Source organism: Halomonas halocynthiae DSM 14573, from assembly GCF_000425725.1.
GTDB lineage: Bacteria > Pseudomonadota > Gammaproteobacteria > Pseudomonadales > Halomonadaceae > Halomonas > Halomonas halocynthiae.
Map to the genome: position 1 here is coordinate 19,740 of NZ_KE384439.1, position 20,889 is coordinate 40,628.

Here is a 20,889-nt window from a genome sequence, read left to right on the forward strand (position 1 = left end):
CATGGTAGTAGCGCGAGGGATATTTCGTTGGGCTCTTACCTTGCTGGCAGTGTCTCTTGCTCTGCTGGCTGTGCTGCTAAGTGTCGTCAGGCTGGCGGTTGGCCAAGCCGCTTGGTTGGAGCCACGGCTGGAGGCACTGTTATCAGAGCGGTTGAGCGCAGAAGTCAGTATCGGTGAGCTGAGCGGCAGTTTGCAGGGGATGGACCTTTCGCTCTCGTTGCAGAACCTGCGTATTACTAGCCAGGGCAGCGGCAACTCAAAGCCACTGTTCGATATTGAACAAGTCTATTTACGTTTGGACACTCTGGCGACGTTGGTTCAGAGCATGCCTGTGCTGAGTCATGCGCGTGTTAGTGGGGCGACCTTACATTTATATCAAGCTGAAGACCTAAGCTGGTATTGGCCGGATTCCCCTGTCATTGATGACTTTCTGGCGCGAGATAGTGATGCCGACCTAACCGAGCTGGATGACTGGACAGTTGCCTTGCTGCGTCAGCGCCTGTGGGGGGATAGATTAGCCGTTGTGCTTCATGGGCAGCAGCGCTCTTTGTCATTGCAGGTGCCCAAATTACTGATCAGTGGCGATAAAAGTGATATACGGCTTGAGGGAAGCCTTGAGTTGGTCGAGCAAGGAGTAGAGCAACAGCAAGGAGACGCTTTTCAAGTTGCCATGCAAGTGGTGCCTGGCACCAAAGGGTTGGCTGACTTTTCCGCAGGACTTCAGGCCAATATGAATCTAGAAAGCCTAGCTGTGGTGCTGCGTGCTTTGGGGCTTGAAGAAATTCTGGCGCTGAATGATGTAACGGGGTCCGCTAGGCTTTGGGCGCGTTGGAAACAGGGGCGTCTTGAAGATGCTCGTCTTGATGTGCAAGTACCAAGCTTGGTGCTAAGCCAGCCCCAGGCGGTAGCGAACCGTAAGGCGCAGCCGCTGATACTGAAACAGGCGTCTTTGTTAGGGCAGTGGTCGCGGAATGCGCATAATGATGGTTGGCGTGCCTGGTTTACTGGTAATGCTGCCGATCAAAATAGTGAGGCCAGTGACGAAGCCGCTGTTGATGTCACTACCGGCAAGGGGCTGCCAATGCCGCGCTATTGGTTTGCCAGCAGTCGTGATAATGGCTGGTGGCTGAACGGTAGCGCTTTTGAGTTGGATGCACTGGCATCTTGGTACGATCGGCTGCCCTTACCCGAAGCGTTGTCCCGAACCCTTGATGCTTTGATGCCTCGAGGCATGGTTAATGGGATGGGGGTGGGTTATCTGGATGGACAGTGGCAGGCTCAGGTCAGCGCAACGCAGGTATCGGTATCGCCCTGGGATGATGTTCCTGGTGGCGGTCCGCTGGATATCTGGCTGGAGGCCAGGGGCGCACGAGGTGACGTGCGTTTCATCAATAGTGAGAGTTCCGTTAGTGGTGCGACTAAAGCAAGGCTAGAGCTGCCAAGGCTATTTGATGCTCCGCTACCGTTGGATCATGCCAGTGGTCAGGTGAGCTGGGTTTATGAAGGGCCGCGTAGTTCAGTGAGCGGTATGGATCTGACGGCGCGCATGCAGGGTGCCACTGTGGAAGGTACGTTTGGCTTGGTGGCTGGCAGTGAAGGTAATACTGAGCGTGGCGGTTTTGGGTTGCGCTTGGCCATGCAGAATATCGATGCCGTCGACCAGCCGCTGGAAAGTTGGCTGCCAATGAAGCTGTTGCGCAAAGAGACGGACGCAACATTTGCCGAGTGGTTGCGGACAGGCGTACAGGCACGTGTACCAAAAGGAGCCTTGACGCTTCACCTACCCCTGGACAAAGAGGGGGACTTTGAAGACGACGACGTAGGCGCAATGTATCGCCTTGATTTGACCGTGCGTGACGGCAGCGTGTTGTATGAGCCGAAGTGGCCACGTATTAACAACATTTCTGGTCAGTTGTCATTGCGTAACGAGACACTTGAAGCACGTATTGACAGAGCCCAGGGCTTGGGCGTTGTTGTTTCCAGTGGAGAGGTGGCGCTACTCGATAAAGTGCTGTCAGTGACGGCGTCGCTTGATGCGTCGCTTGATGCAGTACTTCGCTACCTTGCCGCTATGCCCGTGGAGGGAATGACGCTGGCCGAAGACTGGCAGGGTGTCGGAAATATCGATGGCCAGTTGGCGCTGCGTTTGCCGATTTCGCAGCCAGACGACCTGAATTTGAGCCTCGCGGCCCAGTTGGCCATTGAACGAGTGACTCACAAAGCCACAGGGTTGACGCTGCAACACTTGCATGGCCCGCTTCGCTGGCAGCAAAGCAGAGCAGGGAGTGGTCTGGCTGGAGAGTTAGACGCACACGCCTTGGGTGGCCCCGTTAAGGCCAGTATTGATACGGCGAAGGACCGACTGACCTTCTCGGGGCGATCGGCGGTCAGCGAGCTACTCGCACTGGGGGCGCCAGCGGGAGCAGAGCAGATTGTCGCTGGTGAAATGCCTTGGCAGGCCAGTGTGCATGTTGCTAATACGCCAGTCTCGTTGTTGTTTGAAAGCGGCCTTGACGGTGTGGCGATTAACTTGCCTGAGCCGCTGGGTAAGCCTGAAATGGCGGTTCGTCCACTGAGTTTGAACCTGTCACTGGGAGACGCGCCAAGTGTGTCTGGGCGCCTGGGGATGGATGCTGGCCTGAGGTGGCGTAGCGACGGAGAGGAGGCGGGTAGTTCACGCGGTCAGCTGTGGCTGATGCGCGATGCACCAGACAGTTGGCCAAGTCAGCCAGGTTGGTCGGTGGCGGGCTATTTGCCTGAGCTTGTGCTATCAGAATGGGCAAGTGCTTTGTCGCCACTGATGGCCAAAAGCGATGGTGCGTCAATACGCTCGGAAGCTGATGTAGGGCTGAGCGCGTTGGCTTTTGATACGGATTGTCTGCGTATCAATGCCAGCTGCCTTGGCTCGCTGGGTATTAGTGGCCAACCTAAAGGGCAGGGGTGGCAGCTGGCGTTAGATGGCAGCTTGTTGAGTGGGCGCCTGGATTATCAGCCAAGTGCCGAACTGGCAGTAGACTTATCGTTAAAGCGTTTGGCGCTGGACAGCTTGATTCCTGATGGTGCTTCCGGTAGCAAAGGTAAGCTGCTTGATCAGATTTATGTGCCACCTACACCCGAGGCGTTGCCTGAGTGGGTGGGAGGCCTGCCGAATGGACGACTACGCGTGGCGGAACTGTCTCGTTTAGGGCGTCAGTTTGGCCCCCTAACGGTTTACTGGAATAGTTCGCCGGGCAATATGTCAATTGGCCCAGTCGGGCTGACGCTGGGAGAAGTCAGTCTCAATGGGATGATGGCGTGGGAGGCGGCTGGCCCAGAGGCGAGTCTGACGCGTATGCGCGGTACGCTCAATGGTCGTAACCTAGGTGATGCGCTGTCACTGTTAGGCGAGGAGCCCCCGCTGACGAGTGCTGGCGTTCAGGCGAGTAGTCAGTTAGCGTGGCCCGGCGCACCCTGGCAGTTTGCTTTGGCACGATCTCAAGGCAGCATTCAAGCTAAGCTTCGGGATGGTCGTTTTCTTACTCTGGGGTCGCCCTCAGCACGGCTTGTCGGCTTGCTTAATGTCGATAACTTGATTCGTCGATTACGGCTGGATTTCTCGGATGTCACTGGGCGAGGGACGGCGTTCAACAGTGTCACTGGCGCGGCAACCCTGTATGGTGGCGTGCTTGACACTCGCGAGCCGATCAGAATTCAGGGGCCGGCGGCCAATATCACGCTCAGTGGCACCGTCGACCTGATTCGCCATCAGATGGACCAACAATTGACTATCGTTCTGCCATTCAGCAGAAGCCTGTCGCTGGCAGCGGTAGTCGCCGGTGCCCCAGTGATTGGCGGAGCGTTGTTCGTTGCCGATATGGTGCTCGGTGATATGATTGACCGAGTGACACAACTTAATTACCGCGTGCGGGGTCCTTGGACTGCGCCGCAGATATCTTTGGAACGTGCCGAATGACATCATCGTCAGACTCTCTTCTCGACCAGGCCGCCGCTGTTTTATTGGCGCCTGGAGGCCTTGATCTCGATGCCCTAGAAAAAGGCCTTGGCCATGCGCTGGGGCCAGGCATTGATTACGCAGACCTCTACTTTGAACGCAGCTGGAATGAAGGCTGGGTGCTTGAAGATGGCGAGGTTAAGGATGCCAGTTACAATATTGATGGCGGCGTTGGTGTGCGTGCCATGTCAGGTGAGAAAACGGGGTTTGCCTACTCCAACCAGATTACGGCCGAAGCGTTGGCCGACACTGGGCGTACTGCTAGTGGCATTGTACGTAGCGGCCAGCGGTTGGCGGGTGTAGCGGTAGTTTCGACAAATGCTTGCCAGCGTTATGCGGCAAAGGACCCGTTGTCAGGGCTGTCTGCTGCAGACAAAATTGCCATGCTCAAAGAAGCTGACCGCATTGCCCGAGCAGCAGATCCTTCGGTGAGTCAGGTCAGTGCGTCACTTTCTGGTGTTTATGAGGTAGTGCTGGTGCGGGCGAGTGATGGCACGCTGGCGGCAGATATTCGCCCGTTGGTGCGCTTTAATGTCAGCGTTATTGCGACGCGTAATGGTCGGCGCGAGCGTGGCAGTGCGGGTGGTGGTGGTCGTTATCCCATGGCTAGACTGCGCGATGAAAATGCGGCACGCCATTTTGCTGAAGAAGCCGTTCGTCAGGCATTGGTCAACCTGGACGCAGAAGATGCGCCAGCGGGTCAGATGCCGGTGGTGCTGGGTAATGGCTGGCCGGGCATTCTGTTACACGAGGCGGTCGGCCACGGACTGGAGGGTGACTTCAATCGCAAGGGCAGTTCGGCATTCGCTGGTCGTATTGGGCAGCGTGTTTGCGCGCCTGGTGTCACCGTGGTCGATGACGCCACGCTAGAAGGACGACGCGGTTCGCTGAGCATTGACGACGAAGGGACACCTGGGCAAAGCACGACGTTAATTGAAGATGGCATTCTTACTGGCTATATGCAGGACAAGCTCAACGCGCGGTTGATGGGTATGTCGCCTACCGGCAATGCTCGCCGTGAGTCATTTGCCCATATGCCCATGCCGCGTATGACCAATACCTATATGCGTGCTGGTCAGGACGACCCTCAGGATATTATTAAAAGCGTATCCCGTGGCCTCTATGCGGTGAGCTTTGGCGGTGGCCAAGTGGATATCACGTCAGGCAAGTTTGTTTTTTCAGCCAGCGAAGCCTATTTGATCGAAAATGGGCGCATTACCACCCCAGTGAAAGGGGCGACGTTGATTGGAAACGGCCCAGAGGCGATGAGCCGTGTCTCCATGATTGGGCACGATCTTGAGCTGGACAGCGGTGTTGGTGTGTGTGGTAAGGAAGGTCAGAGTGTGCCGGTTGGTGTGGGTCAGCCCACCATCAAGCTCGATGAGCTGACAGTGGGTGGGACGCAGTCGTAATCACAGTGCTAGCAAACGGTCTGAGCGCGTAGTTTTTCTGACATGGCTTAGCGTGAAGCAGCGTGTTTATTCTTGGGCGGCTTCACGCAGTAGTTTGAACAAACGTCGAGCATTGGTTGGTGGCTTTTGCTGATCGCGCTCCTGGCGAGCATTGCGAATCAACTGGCGTAGCGCTTGACGATCAATGGTGGGGTAATCATTGAGCAGTGGCTCAATGGCTGCATCGCCTTCTTCGATCAAGCGGTCACGCCAAGCTTCAAGACGATGAAAAGCGTTATCGCGGCGCAGTTGTTCGCGCTCCATGGCGTCGAATACTGCCTGAATACCTTCTAGGTCTTCGCGGCGCATCAGTTTGCCAACGTACTGCATGTGCCGCCGGCGTGCTTCGCGGGCCTTGATACGGCCAGTTTCCTCAATGGCACGAAGTAGGTCATCGGAGAGGGGGAAGCGTTCGCGCTCACTGTCTTTCATGGCAATGAGCTGCTCGCCCAAGGCCTGTAGCGCATGCATTTCGCGCTTTAGCTGCGACTTGCTGGGCCGTTCGTCAGCCGAAGAAAGATCATCCTGGGTCATGCTGCGTCCATTGTGCGTGGGAATAAGTGATCCAGTATAGCAGCCTCAAGGGGGCTGTTTTCAGTCATGTTGTCGTCCCCGTTTGGTGGACGGGCCAAGGAGAGTGGTTATGACACAGGCATTTGATGCAGCAGAACAGCAGACGCTGCTGGAGACCCGGGTCGAAACAGCCCTGGCGCTGGCGCGCCGCTGGGGGGCTGATGCCTGCGAAGTGGGCGCCAGTGTTGATCAGGGCGTGGGGATTAATGTGCGTGAGGGGGAAGTGGAATCTGTTGAGATGACGCGTGACCAGGGTATCGCCGTCACTGTTTATGTGGGGCAGCGCAAAGGCTCGGCATCATCATCTGATGCCAGTGACGCATCGATTCACGATGCGGTAGAGAAAGCCATTGCGATAGCGCGCTATACCGGTGAAGACCCAGCTTCGGGGCTGGCTGATGCTGAGTTAATGGCTGGTGCGATGCCTGATATGAAGGTGCATCATCCCTGGACGCTTTCTACCGACGAGGCTGTTGAGCTGGCGCTGGCCTGTGAAAAGGCAGGTCGAGATGTTGCGGGTATTAAAAGCTCAGATGGCGCGGGCTTGTCTACTGGCGAGGGTGTGCGGGTTTATGGCAATAGCCATGGGTTTATTGGTGCTCAGCGAGGTAGTCAGCACTCACTCTCTTGCGTGTTGATTGCTGAGGATGCGGCGGGTATGCAGCGGGATTATGACTTTACTAGCGCCCGTGATCCGCAGCAGCTGTTGTGCCCTGAGTCGGTAGGGCTGAGTGCGGCACAAAAGACATTGGCACGACTAGGCTCGCAGCGCCCTGCTACTGGGCGTTTGCCAGTGATGTTTGCTCCGCGTTTGGCGTCTGGGCTGGTCGGGCACTTGATGGGGGCTATCGCTGGTGGTGCGCTATATCGTCAGGCGTCGTTTCTGTGTGACAGGTTGGGCGAATCGCTGTTTCCTGAATGGTTTACGCTGCAAGAACAGCCTATGGAAATTGGGGCCATGGCGAGTAGCCCCTTTGACGGCGATGGCGTGCAAACGCGCAATAATGTGTTTGTTGACCAAGGGCGTTTGGCTAGTTACATGTTGTCGGCGTATAGTGCGCGTCGTCTGGGTCAGCAGACGACAGCTAATGCTGGTGGGGCGCGTAACCTGCGTATCAATGCACCGCTGACAACGTATGACGCATTGTTAGCGCAGATGGACCGCGGCATTCTAGTGACTGAATTGATGGGCCAGGGCGTTAATGGTGTTACTGGAGATTATTCGCGCGGCGCCGCAGGTTTTTGGGTTGAAAACGGTCAGATTCAGCATCCGGTAGAGGAGTTTACGATTGCTGGAAACCTCAATGCCATCTTCGCGGGGCTGGTGGGCGTGGGCAATGATATTGATACTCGGGGCAGTATCCATAGCGGTAGCTGGTTGATTGATGAAATGACGATTGCTGGCAGCTGATGCAGAACGTCGGTTAGTTACTTAGTCAGTTTACACAGCGGTTATACCCCAGCGGCTTTGTTAGTCGGTGGGGTTTTTTATGGCATGTGTTGGTATGTTTTCGTGCTTAAGCTAGGGCGTCTTGTTTAAGCGTTTGAGTAGAGCGTGGTATAGAAAAGCCTCGTCGCCTGATAGCGAGCGGCTCAGGCAGTCAAGATACTCGCGCTGCGGAAAAGAGATCAGGCGATGGGGGGCTTTATAAGCATCAAGGTCGATGGCAATGATGCAGTTATCGCGAACCAGAAAGTTACCCGTATGCAGCCCACGGCAATGGATTTTGTGGTGATAAAATGCTTCCAGGGCATCCAAGTACTGTGTTTGCAGTGCTTCACTGCCTTGAATACATTGCTTTAGCGGGACACCGTGAATATTTTTTGTAACTAAACGATATTTATCTGATGTTACGATAGTTGGTGTGGCAATCCCCAGTCTTTCGAGATGCTTGGCAATAATGGCAAAATTGTGCCCCGGGTACGGGCGAATGCGCAGAAAATAGCGCAGACGGTCAAAGCGCTTGGGTGAGAAAACCTTGATGAACTCATCGCGCTCAGGGTCATAGTCCACCCGTGAATATTTACCGGTCTGAATCAGCTGTAAAGTCATGAAGCGGCTCGCGGAGGAGGTGTGGAGGCGGGGAGGGCTAATGTTAGACGTTTTTCAGGTGCTGCTGTTGCTGCTGGGTGTTCGTGTTAAACGTCTTCATCAAAGCGTCGCTCAAACAGTTCATCAATAGCGTCCAGTGCAGAGTGCTCGTCGCTGCCTTTAGCCTCTATGGTGAGCTCTGTGCCGCAAGGGGCTGCCAGCATCAACAGAGACATGATGTTATCCGCATCGCCCTGGCGCTCTCCATGGTGAACGGTAATGTGCGAAGCAAAGCGCTGGGAGCACTGAACCAAGCGTGTTGCTGCGCGGGCATGCAGACCGCGCTTATTGATCAGAGTTAGCTTGCGTGCTACCACCGCTCAAGATTCCTTATCGAAATAGTACTATGAGTCTGTTATATGGAAATCTACATCATGGTGATCAGGTTCGTGAAGAGTTTTCTGAATACCGAGTTCGCGATGACGTAGACGTACCCCTGGGTGTTGATGGGCGAGTTGATGGGCTAATTGTTCCGCTAGATAGACAGAGCGATGTTGGCCGCCAGTGCAGCCGACAGCCACTGTTAGGTAGCTGCGTTGACTGGCGCGATAGTTGGGGAGCCAGCGCTCAATCCAATTAAGAATATCGTTTTTCATGTCGGCCACAACGCCATGTTCCTCAAGAAAGTCAATGACGCACTTGTCACGTCCTGTTGACTCCCTTAGTGCGGGGTCCCAAAAGGGGTTGGGCAGGCAGCGCACGTCAAAGACGATATCGGCATCAAGTGGTACACCATGTTTGAAACCGAATGACTCCAGTGTCAGCGTTAATTCGTCATTGTCATTGGCGGCAACCTGTTGGTTGATTCGTCCGCGTAGGTCGTGAACGGAAAGGCCTGACGTATCAATAATCAGGTCGGCGAGGTCACGAATAACCCCTAGTGACGCTTCTTCATTTTCGATGGCTTCGGCCAGAGACATTTCGCTGTCGCGGGTCAGTGGGTGGCGTCGGCGTGTGGCCGAATAACGCTCCAGAAGTATTCTGGAATCTGCAGTGATATAGATAACTCTGCAGTCCACGCCGCGGGCACGAACATCATCAAGCAGGCTTGGAAAGCGCTTCAAGGCGTGGGGCAGGTTGCGCGCATCAATACTGACAGCAATAGACGTGCACTGAGCGTCTTCACTGCGTAGCTCATCAACCAGTGGGCCAAGCAACATGGCGGGGAGGTTGTCGATGGCATAGAAGCCGATATCTTCCAAAGCCTGCAGGGCGATCGACTTTCCTGACCCCGAGCGGCCACTGATGATCACAAGCTGCATGGGGACTACTCCTGTAAGCCGGTGCCTATATTAGCTTGAAGACGCTGACGACTGACGGATGGCATCAGTCAGCAGACGATGCAGTTCGGGTTGATTCTCAGCACGACGTAAGGCTGCGCGAGTGGCGGCATCGTTCATGATACCGGCCACCTGGCCCAGTAGCGTTAGGTGCGCATCGTCGGCTTGTTCAGGGACCAGTAGCACAAAAATGAGGTCTACCGGTTCGCCGTCCACAGCATCGAAATCAATAGCTTCAGCCAGTTTCAGAAAGCTGGCGATAGGCTTTTTGCAGTGTGGGCTGCGAGCGTGGGGAATAGCTACGCCTTGGCCAATGCCGGTGCTGCCTAAACGTTCACGCCCCAATAGGCGGCTGAACACTTCCTGGCTGTCGAGGCTGGGAATATTTTGAGCAATAAAGGTGCTGAAGAATTCCAGCACCCGCTTTTTGCTCCCCCCGGGAACAGCAAACAGCGTGCGCTCGGGGGGAAGTATGGTATCAAGGGTCATGGCGACTCAACGAATGCCAGATGCGCCTTGAGCGCGTGCCTGGACCTTCTCCTTATGCTTGACCAGCTGACGGTCTAACTTGTCTGCCATGGCGTCAATAGCGGCGTACATATCATTGTCAGTGGCTTCAGCGTGAAGTTCTGCGCCAGCTGCATGAAGCCTGCAACCTGCGTGTCGGCGTTCCTTCTCTACAGACAGTGTGACTTGTACATTGGTGATGTTGTCATAATGGCGTTCAAGGCGCGCCAGTTTTTCTTGAACATAATCACGCAGCGGATCAGTTAGTTCCACATGATGCCCAGTAATGTTGACTTGCATGACACGCTCCTAGGTCCTTGAGTGATGAATTGATTGTAACCCTTTTTTCCAGCCAGCAAACCCCCTGTCTCAATCTGGGTAGGAAAGCTGTCGAGTATTTCACTATTTTAGCGCATTCGTTTGCGCTGGCTCGCAGAGGCTAAATTCATTGATTCACGATACTTGGCAACGGTACGCCGAGCAATATGGATGTCAGCTTCAGCTAGCATTTCGACAAGCCGGCTATCAGATAGCGGTTTATGGGATGGTTCATCGTTAATGAATTTACGAATTCTGGCTCGAATGGCGGTGCTGGAGTGAGTGTTGGCGCCTTCGCCCACCTGGCTTGAAAAGAAGTGCTTTAGCTCGAACACGCCGCGTGGCGTGTGAATAAATTTTTGTGTGGTAACTCGTGAAATTGTCGATTCGTGCATGCCAACCTGCTCGGCAATATTTGCCAATATCAGCGGCTTCATGGCGGCTTCGCCTTGATCAAGAAAGTCTTGCTGATAATGCATGATGGCTTGTCCGACCTTGAGCAGGGTATCGTTACGGCTGTGCAGGCTTTTGATTAGCCATTGTGCGTCGCTGAGGTGTTGTTTGAGAAACTGGTTGTCTGGGCTGTGGTCTGCGCGTCGAATCAGGGCGGCGTAGTCAGACTGAATACGCAAGCGTGGTATGGCGTCAGGGTTAAGTTCGATAGACCAGCCATGAGTCACTTTACGCATGAGTAGGTCGGGGATGATGTAGGCATCGCTGTCGGTGTCAAAAAGGCTGCCAGGGCGCGGGTCAAGGCTGCGTAGTAGGGCAATAGTTTCGTTGAGCTGTTGCTCGTTCAGGCTGAGCCGTCGCATGAGTAGTTTGTGATTGCCACAGGCCAGCACATCGAGAAACTGGCGTGCCAGGCGCGAGGCTTGAGCACGCCACGGAGTACTGGCGGGTAAGGCGTTTAGTTGCAGTGTCAGGCATTCGCTCAGGCTGCGTGCCATAACGCCGGTCGGCTCAAACTGTTGCAGTCGTTTTAGCACGGCTTCAATGTCTTTGATGTTAAGAGTGTTTAACCCCTGGTTGCGAAGACCGGCGCAGATATCCTCAAGTGGCTGAGCCAAGTAGCCATCGGAGTTGACACTGTCTATTAGGCTTTCGGCAATTTGTTGTTCCTGAACGGTGACGTCTTGCTGCAGGGTGAGCTGCCAACTTAATTGTTCTTTGAGCCCCTGTACATGGCCGTCGCGCTCAAAGTCGGGTGCTTGAGCGTTGCTGTAATAATTGGTGTCTTGGTAAGTGTCCGACCAGTCGCTGTCAACGTAGAGTTGGTCGGGTATTTCGTTATTCCAACTGTCTTCGGTGGGCTCGCTGACACTGATTTCACCAAAGCCTTCTTCCTGTTCAAGCAACGGATTGCCGTCGAGTGCTTGCTGAATTTCCTGACGCAGATCCAGGGTAGACAGTTGCAGTAAAGCAATGGCCTGCTGCAACTGAGGTGTCATGGTCAGCTGAGTGCCAATCTTGAGCTGCAGAGAGGGTTTCATTGCCATGTCGACGTTGCTCGCACTGATAAAATAAGAAGACGGTAGTCTGTTACCCTAACGGCGACGGCTTAGGTGCGCAATAAGCGGTAAAGCAAATATTGTGCCAGTTATTTTGTTTTTTATAATATTTTAATGGTTATAGACGGAAATCTTGTCCGAGGTAAACATCGCGCACGCGTTGATTTGCTAGGATGGACTGGGTGTTGCCTTCCGCGATGATCTGCCCATCGCCGACAATATAGGCGCTGTCACAAATATCTAAGGTTTCGCGCACGTTATGGTCGGTGATGAGTACGCCGATATTGCGAGCCTTGAGCTGACGAATAATGCCCTTGATGTCGCCGACGGAAATGGGGTCCACGCCGGCAAAAGGCTCATCGAGCAGAATAAAGGCAGGCTCGGTGGCCAGTGCTCGAGCGATTTCTACCCGCCGCCGTTCGCCACCGGATAAACTCATGCCCATATTGTCGCGAATATGGGTAATATTAAAGTCTTCTAATAACTGTTCGAGTGCTTCAAGGCGCTGCTTGCGAGACAGGGGTGTGCGTGTCTCAAGAATTGCCATGATGTTGTCAGCGACTGACAGTTTGCGAAATATCGATGCTTCCTGAGGCAGGTAGCCAATGCCAGCTTGGGCGCGTTTATGCATGGCTGCGTGAGACAAATCCTGATCATCAATGCTGACGCGTCCGGCATCAGCATTGACCAAGCCGACAATCATGTAAAACGACGTGGTTTTGCCTGCCCCGTTAGGACCAAGTAAGCCAACAATTTGCCCCTGCGAGATATGTAGGCTGATGTCGTGAACCACACGTCGGCGCTTATAGCTTTTGGCTAAGTGTTTGGCATTAAGGGTTTTCATTGTCCACCTTGCTGCTCAGGCTCTAGTGTCATGCGCACACGCTGGCTGCCTTTTACGCCGTCAGCGGTAGAACGGGCCTGTACTACGCGGCGATCAAGAAAATACTCCAGGAAACCGCCATCGAAGGTGTCGTTACCTTGGTGCAGTTCCGCTTCATCAATTAGCTCTACGCGACGTTCAGCCACATGATAGACAATGCGTTTTGCCCAGCCTTTCATTAACTTTTCCTCAGGGGACGGCTGCTGCTCAATATAAGCGCGGTTGCCTACTGCCACTGCTCGGCTCAGTTTGCCATCAGCATTACGATAGAGCTCCACTCGGTCGCCGTTAAGCTTCATGGTGCCTTGGCGAATGCGTACGTCGCCCTGATAGGTAGCGCTGCCAGCTAAGTTGTCTAGGTCAAAACGGTCTGCTTCTACTTGAACAGGGGCGCTGGCGTCGCTCTCAAGTGCATGAGCGTTAGCTGAAAGCAATGTCACGGCCAGAAGCCCGGCCAGCATCGTGCTGGGAGTCAATCGAATCATGGCCCTGAAGTCTCCGGTGTGGCGGGGGGGTGATAACCACGTACATTATCCGCAAGAGTGGTGCGGTTGTCATTGAGCCAGGCGTCAAAACGATAGCCTGTCATGCGCTGGGGAGGTTGACGCAGCACAGAGTAGTCGTCGCTCCAAGCATGGTCGGTATTGCCGTTATAATGCAGTGTATGGGTGTCAAGCTGCCAGCGCTCTTCGGGAGCGTACAGCCGTGCCTGACCCATGAGTGCCATCATGTTTTCCTGGCCTAATATTTTGCCATTGAGCGCTGTAGCAACCCAGCGGCGCTGGCTTTCATCGGTTAAGTGTATCACGGGGCGTTCGAGCAGGGTGGTGTCATCGGGCGTATGGGAAACCCGGGGAGATTCAATGCGCTGGTATGGTTGCCCGCTTTCATCGAAACGGGTGAGGTGTGCACCTTCGATGATATAATCCGGCGTACTATCGTCGTCATTGAACTCTGGGCCGGGGGGTGTGCTGTCGCGCGGGTCAAGAAAGGTCAATATGGCCCCGAGCGCCACAATAAGTAGCACCAGCCCTGTGCGGAAGCCCGGACGTGGTATACGTACTGCCATTAGTTTGGCACCTGCAGGTAGCTTTCCATCAGCTCATTCCAGTGGCCCTGGGCATGCAGTAAGGCATCGCAAATTTCACGGGCGGCACCTTGGCCGCCTGCTCGTTCTGTTACCCAATTGGCATGCTGTTGAATATAGCGTGGCGCATTGGGAACACTAATACCGACACCGCTGTGATGGATTGCCGCTAGGTCAGGTAAGTCGTCGCCGCAATAAGCGACTTCATCAAGGCGGATAGCCAGTTGCTGGCATAGCTCGCGAAGCACCGGAAGTTTGCTTTCAACACCTTGAAAGAGATGGGTAATGCCTAGTGACGCTGCGCGCTGAGCCACCATGGGCGATTTGCGCCCGGTGATGAGTGCAACGTGGATGCCAAACCGTTTGGCCAGCTTCAGCCCATGACCATCCAATACATGAAATGACTTGATCTCAGCGCCATTGCTATCGAAATACAGCTGGCCATCGCTGAGCACGCCATCAACGTCTAAAGCCAGCAGGCGCACTGCGCGCAGGCGTTCCAGTAGCTGTGGGGTTAGAGAACAGGGCGCTTGGCTCATGGGGTGTCCTTGGTGCGTGAATTAGTCGGGTTCAGATGACGCCGCTGCTAAGCAGATCGTGCATGTGAAGCGCGCCTACTGGGCGCTGATCAATATCAACAACCGCGAGCGCTGTGATGCGATTATCTTCCATGACTCGTACGGCCTCGGCCGCTAGCATATCAGGGTTTACTCTAAGGCCTGGTGTGGTCATGACACTATCGACGCTCAGACCTGAGAGATCGGTGTGTTGGTCTAGGGTGCGGCGCAGGTCGCCATCGGTATAGACTCCGGCAAGCGTGCCGTCCGGCGAAACTACGCAGGTGAACCCTAATCCTTGGCGAGTGATTTCCAGCAGGGCATCACGCAAGGGGCTGCCCTCAGCGACTCGAGGTAAACGCTTGCCGCAATGCATTAAGTCTGACACCTTCAAGAGCAGGCGTTTACCTAAGCTGCCGCCAGGGTGAGAGAGTGCAAAGTCTTCAGCGGTGAAGCCGCGAGCTTCAAGCAGGGCGACGGCCAGTGCGTCGCCCATGGCTAGTGCAGCTGTGGTTGATGAGGTGGGGGCCAGGTCTAGCGGGCAGGCCTCGCGCTCAACGGCTACATTAATATGGGCGTCGGCATGGTTCGCCAGGGTAGAGCCAGGGCGCCCCGTTATGCTGACAAGGGGCGTGCCGAGGCGTTTTAGCAACGGTAGCAGTGCTGTCACTTCGCCGGTTTCACCCGAGTTAGACAGTGCCACTACGACATCGCCCGGCGTCACCATGCCCAAATCACCGTGGCTGGCTTCGCCGGGGTGAACAAAAAACGCTGGTGTTCCGGTGCTGGCTAGAGTTGCTGCTATCTTACTGGCAATATGACCAGACTTTCCCATGCCGGTAACTATGACGCGCCCTCGGCAGGCAAGTATTAACTGACAGGCATGTTCAAAGTTGTCATCTAGTTGTTGTTCCAGTGCCGCAATAGCCTGTGACTCCAGCCTAAGTGTGTGTATAGCGCTTGCATGGAAATTCGGCATGATGGGGCTTTTCGTCAGTTAGTCAGCTCGGAGTGCTTGGCAAAAGGTTTTTTACACGTTAAATGCCTCGCGGTTTTAGGTATTGAAACCTGTCGCCTCGGCGCGTGCAAGTTGGCAGCGCTGGCGCTGATTAGGAGGATTAGGATACGATGTTCGATAATTATTTCCAGAGGCTGGGCGGATGACTGAAAAGCCTTTTGTCGAAATTGAGGATTTACGCTTCTCACGCGGTAAATCCGAAATATTTCGTGGTATGAGTCTGGCGATTCCCAAGGGCAAAATCACCGCCATTATGGGGCCCAGCGGAACAGGTAAAACAACGCTGCTGAAGCTGATTGGCGGGCAGCTGGTGCCAGATTCAGGGCGTGTAATTATCGACGGACATGATGTGAACGCTCTTTCTCGGCGAGCATTGTTTCAGCTGCGTCGTCGCATGGGCATGTTGTTCCAGAGCGGGGCGCTGTTTTCTGATCTGAGTGTTTTCGAGAACGTGGCTTTTCCACTGCGTGTGCATACCAACCTTCCGGAAGCTATGGTACGCGATTTGGTGCTGATGAAGCTGGAAGCTGTGGGGCTGCGCGGCGCGCGCTCGCTGATGCCGTCAGAGTTGTCGGGTGGAATGGCGAGACGAGTGGCGTTGGCTCGCGCTATTGCCCTGGACCCAGAGCTGATCATGTATGACGAGCCGTTTGTTGGGCAGGACCCTGTTTCGATGGGGGTGCTGGTACAGTTGATCAAGCGCATTAACGATGCGCTAGGGCTAACGGCAATTGTTGTCTCTCACGATATCAAAGAAGCGATGTCAATTGCTGACTATGTCTATGTTATTGCTGATGGCGTCGTCATGGGGCAAGGGACACCCGAAGCACTCAATACCGAAGACAACCCGCGTGTACGGCAATTTATTCACGGTGAGCCGGACGGCCCTGTGCCGTTTCATTACCCAGCCGCCGGTTACGCGGCAGATCTGATGGGCACGGAGGGTACACGATGACTGCCTGGCTAATACGGCTTGGTCGCAACACGCTGGATGGCGTTGAAGCGCTAGGGCAGGCTGGCATTTTTTTGGCGCAGTCAGTTATCGGCTGGCCCAGTCGTGAAGGGCTTCGCCTGTGGCTGCGCCAGATGCATTTTGTCGGCGTAATGTCGTTGGCAATTGTGCTGGTGTCAGGGCTATTTATCGGCATGGTGCTGGCGCTGCAGGGCTACACTATTTTGGTCGATTTCGGTGCAGCCGATGCGCTTGGCCAAATGGTGGCGTTGTCACTGCTGCGTGAGCTAGCTCCGGTGGTTGCGGCATTACTGTTTGCTGGTCGGGCAGGCTCGGCATTGACGGCTGAAATTGGCTTAATGAAAGCCACAGAGCAGTTGTCTAGCATGGAAATGATCGGTGTTGACCCTCTGCGTCGCGTCGTGGCGCCACGCTTATGGGCGGGCTTTGTTTCCCTGCCGCTACTAACCATCGGGTTTAGTGTGGTTGGTATCTGGGGTGGTCAGCTAGTGGGTGTTGATTGGCTGGGCGTCTTCGAAGGGTCTTATTGGGGAAATATGCAGGCCAGCGTTAACTTTATTGATGATGTGGGCAACGGGCTGGTGAAAAGTCTGGTGTTCGCTTTGGTCGTTACCTGGATCGCGGTCTATCAAGGCTACGCGTTGATTCCGACATCCGAAGGCATATCGCGAGCCACGACACGCACGGTGGTGTATTCGTCGCTTGCGGTACTGGGCCTTGATTTTATTCTCACCGCGGTAATGTTCGGAAACTTTGCCTGATGTTCGGAGACACATAATGAAACGCAGTAAGTGGATGGAGTTGGGCGTTGGCCTGTTTATGTTGGCTGGTGTTCTGGGGCTGGTGTTTCTCGGCCTCCGTGTCAGTGGGCTCAGTTTTGAAGCGCCGCAGAATACCTTTCAACTGGAGGCGAACTTTGGCAATACGGGCGGGCTGAAGCCGCGTTCACGCGTCACTATGGCTGGTGTAACGGTGGGCCGTGTGCAAAGCATTTCTCTTGATACCGAATGGCTTGATGCCAGGGTGGTGTTGAGCTTGAATGCGGATCTTGAAAACAAACTGCCCGAAGACACCACAGCAGCCATTTTAACATCGGGGCTGTTGGGTGAGCAGTATATCGGTCTTTCGGTGGGCGGCGCGCCAGATATGCTGGCTGATGGAGATCGCATTCGTGATACCCAGTCGGCGCTGGTTCTGGAAGAGTTGATTCAGCAATTTATTTCCCAGGCAATCGAGGATTGATGAACATGGTGTTTTCCTGTCTATCGGGCCGTATTCAAGCGGCTGTGCTGAGTGCTTTGTTGATAATGTCATCATTGCCTGCCATGGCGCAGAGCAATGATCCTGAGCAAATCATTCGCACCAGCGTGAATCAGTTGATGAGCCAGTTGGAAGGGCGCAAGGACTATTACGTCAACCATCCCGGTGAACTTAAGCAAGTGGTAGAAAACAGCCTGAGTCATGTGGCTGACTTTCGTTATATCGGTGCTAGTGTAATGGGGCGCTATTTTTCTAACGCTACGCCCGAGCAGCGTTCGCGTTTTGCGAATGTGTTTCGCCAAACATTGATTGATACTTATGCTAAGGGGTTGGTGACGTTCGACTACCGCGAACTTCGCGTGTTGAATAATCAGCAGGCCGAACGCTATGAAGACCAAGCCAATGTCACCATGGAAGTGGTTGCCACTGATGGCAAGGTGTTTCCTGTTAGCTACACCATGCGCCTGAGTGATGGCCAGTGGAAAGTGGTTAACGTCATTGTTAATGGCATTAATCTGGGCCTGACATTCCGTAATCAGTTTGACCAGGCGATGCGCCAGAAAGACCGCAATTATGATGCCGTAATTAATTCATGGTCGCCCGACCTGGACGCCGAGGAGCTAGAGCGAGGCGGTAATTCATGAGTGTGTTGCTTGAGGCGGAGTCAAGCCGCCTTGAAGTCAAAGGTAGCGCGCTTGCGGTGACGGGTAGCGTCGATTTCGACGGTGCTGCCGAACTGGCGAGCGCCGGTAGTGAGTGGTTGGCGCTGCAGCCGGCCAGCTCTTGCGTGGCTTTCGATTTTGGTGGTGTAAGCCGTGTGAGTAGCGCAGCCATTAGTGTCATGCTGGAGTGGTTACGCAAAGCCAGAGTGCAGCATCTGACAGTACAGTCTGTTGAGCTGTCTCCTTCGCTTCAACGTTTAGCGGAAATTGCGGGCCTAGACAGCCAGCTTGCTGCGCTAACAGAGGCTGCAAGTCACTGAAGCCGTTCTCAGCATCGCCAAGTGTGGTACTTTTCTTTACTATATCTCCGCAATTCTTGCCGTTATTGGGCCATGGTGCCCAGTAACGCGCAGTGGTTCCATAATGACAAGTGAGGGTCCGATGCAACCGACTGACGTTAAGGCGCTGCTTGAAAGCCGTATTGAAGGCTGTGATTTTCTTATTAAAGGTGAAGGCTGCGACTTTCAGGTCATCGCCATCGGTGATGTGTTTGACGAGCTGTCACGGATCAAAAGCCAGCAGCTCATTCTAGGTGCGCTATCTGATGAGATCGCCTCAGGCGCACTACATGCGATTACCGTGCGTACTTATACGCCGCTGAAGTGGCAGGATGCGCCAGAAAATACCTCCCAAATGAACCCGGGAGCCTGACGCATGGGCATGGATAAGTTGCTGATCACCGGAAACGGCCCAGTAGATGGAGAGGTGTGGGCCAGTGGCGCTAAAAATGCGGCGCTACCCATTCTGTGCGCCACATTGCTCTCAGAAGGTCCGGTGACTATCGGTAATCTGCCGCACTTGCAAGACATCACCACCACACTTGAGCTGCTGGGCTACATGGGCTTGCAGCCAGTGATGGGTGATCGCATGAGTATTCAGCTTGATGGCTCTCAAGTGACTAGCTGTCATGCGCCTTATGAGCTGGTTAAGAAAATGCGGGCCTCAATTTTGGTGTTAGGGCCTCTGCTGGCGCATTTTGGGTATGCTGACGTTTCTCTGCCGGGTGGCTGCGCCATCGGTTCGCGCCCTGTCGATCTTCACTTGCGTGGCCTTGAGGCCATGGGGGCAAAAATTGACGTTGAGAATGGCTACATCCGCGCCAAGGTGGATGGTCGACTCAAGGGAGCGAACATCTTTTTTGATGTCGTCACCGTTACGGGTACCGAAAATCTGTTGATGGCGGCGGCTTTGGCTGACGGCACCACAGTGCTAGAAAATGCCGCTAAAGAACCGGAAATTGTTGATCTGGCCGAATGCTTGATCAAAATGGGCGCCAATATCCGTGGTCATGGAACGGACACTATTACCATTGATGGTGTTGAGCGGCTGCACGGGGCTGAGCATGACGTGATGCCTGACCGTATTGAAACGGGCACTTTTTTAGTGGCTGCTGCATTATCGCGGGGGAAGGTACGAGTACGTAACACGCGCGCAGATATTCTCGATGCGGTGTTGGCCAAACTGGAAGAGGCGGGCGCCACCATTACCAGTGGTGACGGCTGGATCGAGCTGGACATGCACGGCAAGCGGCCCAAAGCGGTTAGTATTCGTACTGCGCCTTACCCAGCTTTCCCCACGGATATGCAGGCCCAATTTGTGGCCATGAATGCCGTCGCCGAAGGCACTTCGCGGGTGGTTGAAACAATTTTCGAAAATCGCTTCATGCATGTTCAGGAACTGAACCGTATGGGGGCTGATATCGTGCTGGAAGGTAACACGGCGGTGATTACCGGTGTTGAAAGCCTGTCGGGTGCTCCTGTTATGGCGACAGACCTGCGCGCTTCGGCATCGTTGGTCATCGCTGCGATGATGGCTCAGGGCGAAACCTTGGTAGACCGTATCTACCATATTGACCGCGGTTACGAGTGCATCGAAGAAAAGTTGCAGCTGTTGGGCGCGCAGATACGGCGTATTCCAGGCTGAATTTGCCACCGTTACTGTGACAGGCAATCCAAGAACGACAGGCAAAATTCATGAGCAAGCAATTGATACTGGCCCTTTCTAAAGGTCGCATACTCGACGAAACGTTACCTTTGTTGGCCGAAGCTGGCATTACGCCTGCTGAAGATTTACGTGCCAGCCGCAAGCTGCTGTTTGACACCAATATGCCCGGCGTCAAACTCGTAGTGATTCGCGCCACCGACGTGCCTACCTACGTACAACTGGGTGCGGCAGATGTCGGCATAGCGGGCAAAGATGTACTGCTTGAGCACGGTGCTGAGGGGCTGTATGAGCCCATCGATCTGGAGATTGCGCGTTGCCGACTGATGACGGCAGGCGTACAAGGTGTTGAACCGGCTCGGGCTCGGCTGCGGGTTGCTACCAAGTTTGTCAATGTGGCACGTCGTTACTACGCTGCCCAGGGTATCCAAGCCGAAGTGATTAAATTGTATGGTGCCATGGAGCTGGCCCCGATGATGAACCTGGCTGATGAAATCGTCGATATCGTCGATACTGGCAACACTCTGCGCGCCAATGGCATGGAGCCGCGTGAATTGATTGCGCCAATCAGCACTCGGCTAGTGGTTAATCAGGCGGCCATGACGATGAAGCACGAGCGCATTAAGCCGCTACTGGAAGGCATGCGAGCTGCTGTGGCGCGCCGCCGCGCAGCTTGATGCCCAGGGTAATGGTCATCAACGTGTAATGAATGAACACTACGGGCA

General features: G+C 54.5%; 23 protein-coding genes. 11 read left to right on the top strand and 12 right to left on the bottom strand.

Features of this window, described 5'->3' with window-relative positions; all coding sequences use genetic code 11:
* Window position 1 precedes the first annotated feature (1 nt).
* Together H616_RS0105630 and tldD are read left to right on the top strand one after the other, a co-directional pair.
* Window positions 2–3,952 (top strand): YhdP family phospholipid transporter, encoded by a 3,951-nt coding sequence (locus H616_RS0105630; RefSeq protein ID WP_027966484.1) that lies wholly within the window; start codon window positions 2–4, stop codon window positions 3,950–3,952.
* The gene (tldD, locus tag H616_RS0105635) at window positions 3,949–5,403 is read left to right on the top strand and encodes a metalloprotease TldD (protein WP_027966485.1); all 1,455 of its coding nucleotides are present in this window, start codon (window positions 3,949–3,951) and stop codon (window positions 5,401–5,403) included. Before H616_RS0105630 ends, tldD begins: the two co-directional genes overlap by 4 nt.
* A gap of 66 nt (window positions 5,404–5,469) precedes the next feature.
* Here tldD and yjgA read toward each other — a convergent pair whose 3' ends face one another.
* Window positions 5,470–5,976, bottom strand: coding sequence for a ribosome biogenesis factor YjgA (yjgA, locus tag H616_RS0105640; RefSeq protein ID WP_027966486.1), 507 nt, complete (start codon window positions 5,974–5,976; stop codon window positions 5,470–5,472).
* A 109-nt stretch (window positions 5,977–6,085) separates the two neighbouring features.
* Here yjgA and pmbA point away from each other — a divergent pair, with 109 nt between their 5' ends.
* Window positions 6,086–7,426: a metalloprotease PmbA gene (gene pmbA / locus H616_RS0105645; RefSeq protein WP_027966487.1), complete on the top strand. Its 1,341-nt coding sequence runs from the start codon at window positions 6,086–6,088 to the stop codon at window positions 7,424–7,426.
* A gap of 111 nt (window positions 7,427–7,537) precedes the next feature.
* Here pmbA and H616_RS0105650 read toward each other — a convergent pair whose 3' ends face one another.
* The 11 genes from H616_RS0105650 to H616_RS0105700 form a co-directional block, all read right to left on the bottom strand.
* A complete protein-coding gene (locus tag H616_RS0105650; protein WP_027966488.1) occupies window positions 7,538–8,068 on the bottom strand; it encodes a BUD32 family EKC/KEOPS complex subunit in 531 nt (176 codons plus the stop codon).
* Between the two features lie 86 nt (window positions 8,069–8,154).
* On the bottom strand, window positions 8,155–8,424 hold the full coding sequence (locus H616_RS0105655) for an HPr family phosphocarrier protein (protein ID WP_027966489.1): 270 nt from the start codon (window positions 8,422–8,424) through the stop codon (window positions 8,155–8,157).
* 27 nt (window positions 8,425–8,451) lie between these two features.
* The gene (gene rapZ / locus H616_RS0105660; protein ID WP_027966490.1) at window positions 8,452–9,369 is read right to left on the bottom strand and encodes an RNase adapter RapZ; all 918 of its coding nucleotides are present in this window, start codon (window positions 9,367–9,369) and stop codon (window positions 8,452–8,454) included.
* 30 nt (window positions 9,370–9,399) lie between these two features.
* Window positions 9,400–9,876, bottom strand: coding sequence for a PTS sugar transporter subunit IIA (locus H616_RS0105665; RefSeq protein WP_027966491.1), 477 nt, complete (start codon window positions 9,874–9,876; stop codon window positions 9,400–9,402).
* 6 nt (window positions 9,877–9,882) lie between these two features.
* Complete coding sequence (hpf, locus tag H616_RS0105670) at window positions 9,883–10,194, bottom strand: ribosome hibernation-promoting factor, HPF/YfiA family (RefSeq protein ID WP_027966492.1); 312 nt, start codon at window positions 10,192–10,194, stop codon at window positions 9,883–9,885.
* A 107-nt stretch (window positions 10,195–10,301) separates the two neighbouring features.
* Window positions 10,302–11,711, bottom strand: a complete 1,410-nt coding sequence (locus H616_RS0105675; protein ID WP_035572685.1) for an RNA polymerase factor sigma-54 — start codon at window positions 11,709–11,711, stop codon at window positions 10,302–10,304.
* A 130-nt stretch (window positions 11,712–11,841) separates the two neighbouring features.
* Window positions 11,842–12,567: an LPS export ABC transporter ATP-binding protein gene (gene lptB / locus H616_RS0105680; protein ID WP_027966494.1), complete on the bottom strand. Its 726-nt coding sequence runs from the start codon at window positions 12,565–12,567 to the stop codon at window positions 11,842–11,844.
* Window positions 12,564–13,091 (bottom strand): lipopolysaccharide transport periplasmic protein LptA, encoded by a 528-nt coding sequence (gene lptA, locus H616_RS0105685; protein ID WP_027966495.1) that lies wholly within the window; start codon window positions 13,089–13,091, stop codon window positions 12,564–12,566. Before lptA ends, lptB begins: the two co-directional genes overlap by 4 nt.
* Window positions 13,088–13,675, bottom strand: coding sequence for an LPS export ABC transporter periplasmic protein LptC (gene lptC, locus H616_RS0105690; protein WP_027966496.1), 588 nt, complete (start codon window positions 13,673–13,675; stop codon window positions 13,088–13,090). The genes lptA and lptC overlap by 4 nt, the downstream gene beginning before the upstream one ends.
* On the bottom strand, window positions 13,675–14,232 hold the full coding sequence (locus tag H616_RS0105695; protein ID WP_027966497.1) for a KdsC family phosphatase: 558 nt from the start codon (window positions 14,230–14,232) through the stop codon (window positions 13,675–13,677). Before H616_RS0105695 ends, lptC begins: the two co-directional genes overlap by 1 nt.
* A gap of 31 nt (window positions 14,233–14,263) precedes the next feature.
* Window positions 14,264–15,229, bottom strand: coding sequence for a KpsF/GutQ family sugar-phosphate isomerase (locus tag H616_RS0105700; protein WP_035572688.1), 966 nt, complete (start codon window positions 15,227–15,229; stop codon window positions 14,264–14,266).
* 181 nt (window positions 15,230–15,410) lie between these two features.
* On the opposite strand from H616_RS0105700, the gene H616_RS0105705 reads away from it, so the two are divergent.
* The 8 genes from H616_RS0105705 to hisG all read left to right on the top strand — a co-directional run bounded on the left by H616_RS0105705 (window position 15,411) and on the right by hisG (window position 20,841).
* The gene (locus H616_RS0105705; RefSeq protein WP_027966499.1) at window positions 15,411–16,223 is read left to right on the top strand and encodes an ABC transporter ATP-binding protein; all 813 of its coding nucleotides are present in this window, start codon (window positions 15,411–15,413) and stop codon (window positions 16,221–16,223) included.
* Window positions 16,220–17,002, top strand: coding sequence for a lipid asymmetry maintenance ABC transporter permease subunit MlaE (gene mlaE / locus H616_RS0105710; RefSeq protein ID WP_027966500.1), 783 nt, complete (start codon window positions 16,220–16,222; stop codon window positions 17,000–17,002). The genes H616_RS0105705 and mlaE overlap by 4 nt, the downstream gene beginning before the upstream one ends.
* A gap of 16 nt (window positions 17,003–17,018) precedes the next feature.
* Window positions 17,019–17,483, top strand: coding sequence for an outer membrane lipid asymmetry maintenance protein MlaD (mlaD, locus tag H616_RS0105715; protein WP_027966501.1), 465 nt, complete (start codon window positions 17,019–17,021; stop codon window positions 17,481–17,483).
* A 5-nt stretch (window positions 17,484–17,488) separates the two neighbouring features.
* Window positions 17,489–18,145 (top strand): MlaC/ttg2D family ABC transporter substrate-binding protein, encoded by a 657-nt coding sequence (locus tag H616_RS0105720; protein WP_035572800.1) that lies wholly within the window; start codon window positions 17,489–17,491, stop codon window positions 18,143–18,145.
* On the top strand, window positions 18,142–18,483 hold the full coding sequence (locus tag H616_RS0105725; RefSeq protein ID WP_027966503.1) for an STAS domain-containing protein: 342 nt from the start codon (window positions 18,142–18,144) through the stop codon (window positions 18,481–18,483). Before H616_RS0105720 ends, H616_RS0105725 begins: the two co-directional genes overlap by 4 nt.
* Before the next feature lie 121 nt (window positions 18,484–18,604).
* On the top strand, window positions 18,605–18,874 hold the full coding sequence (locus H616_RS0105730) for a BolA family protein (protein ID WP_027966504.1): 270 nt from the start codon (window positions 18,605–18,607) through the stop codon (window positions 18,872–18,874).
* A gap of 9 nt (window positions 18,875–18,883) precedes the next feature.
* A complete protein-coding gene (gene murA / locus H616_RS0105735; protein ID WP_027966505.1) occupies window positions 18,884–20,146 on the top strand; it encodes a UDP-N-acetylglucosamine 1-carboxyvinyltransferase in 1,263 nt (420 codons plus the stop codon).
* Window positions 20,147–20,196: 50 nt separating this feature from the next.
* Window positions 20,197–20,841: an ATP phosphoribosyltransferase gene (gene hisG / locus H616_RS0105740; protein ID WP_027966506.1), complete on the top strand. Its 645-nt coding sequence runs from the start codon at window positions 20,197–20,199 to the stop codon at window positions 20,839–20,841.
* Window positions 20,842–20,889: the final 48 nt, after the last annotated feature.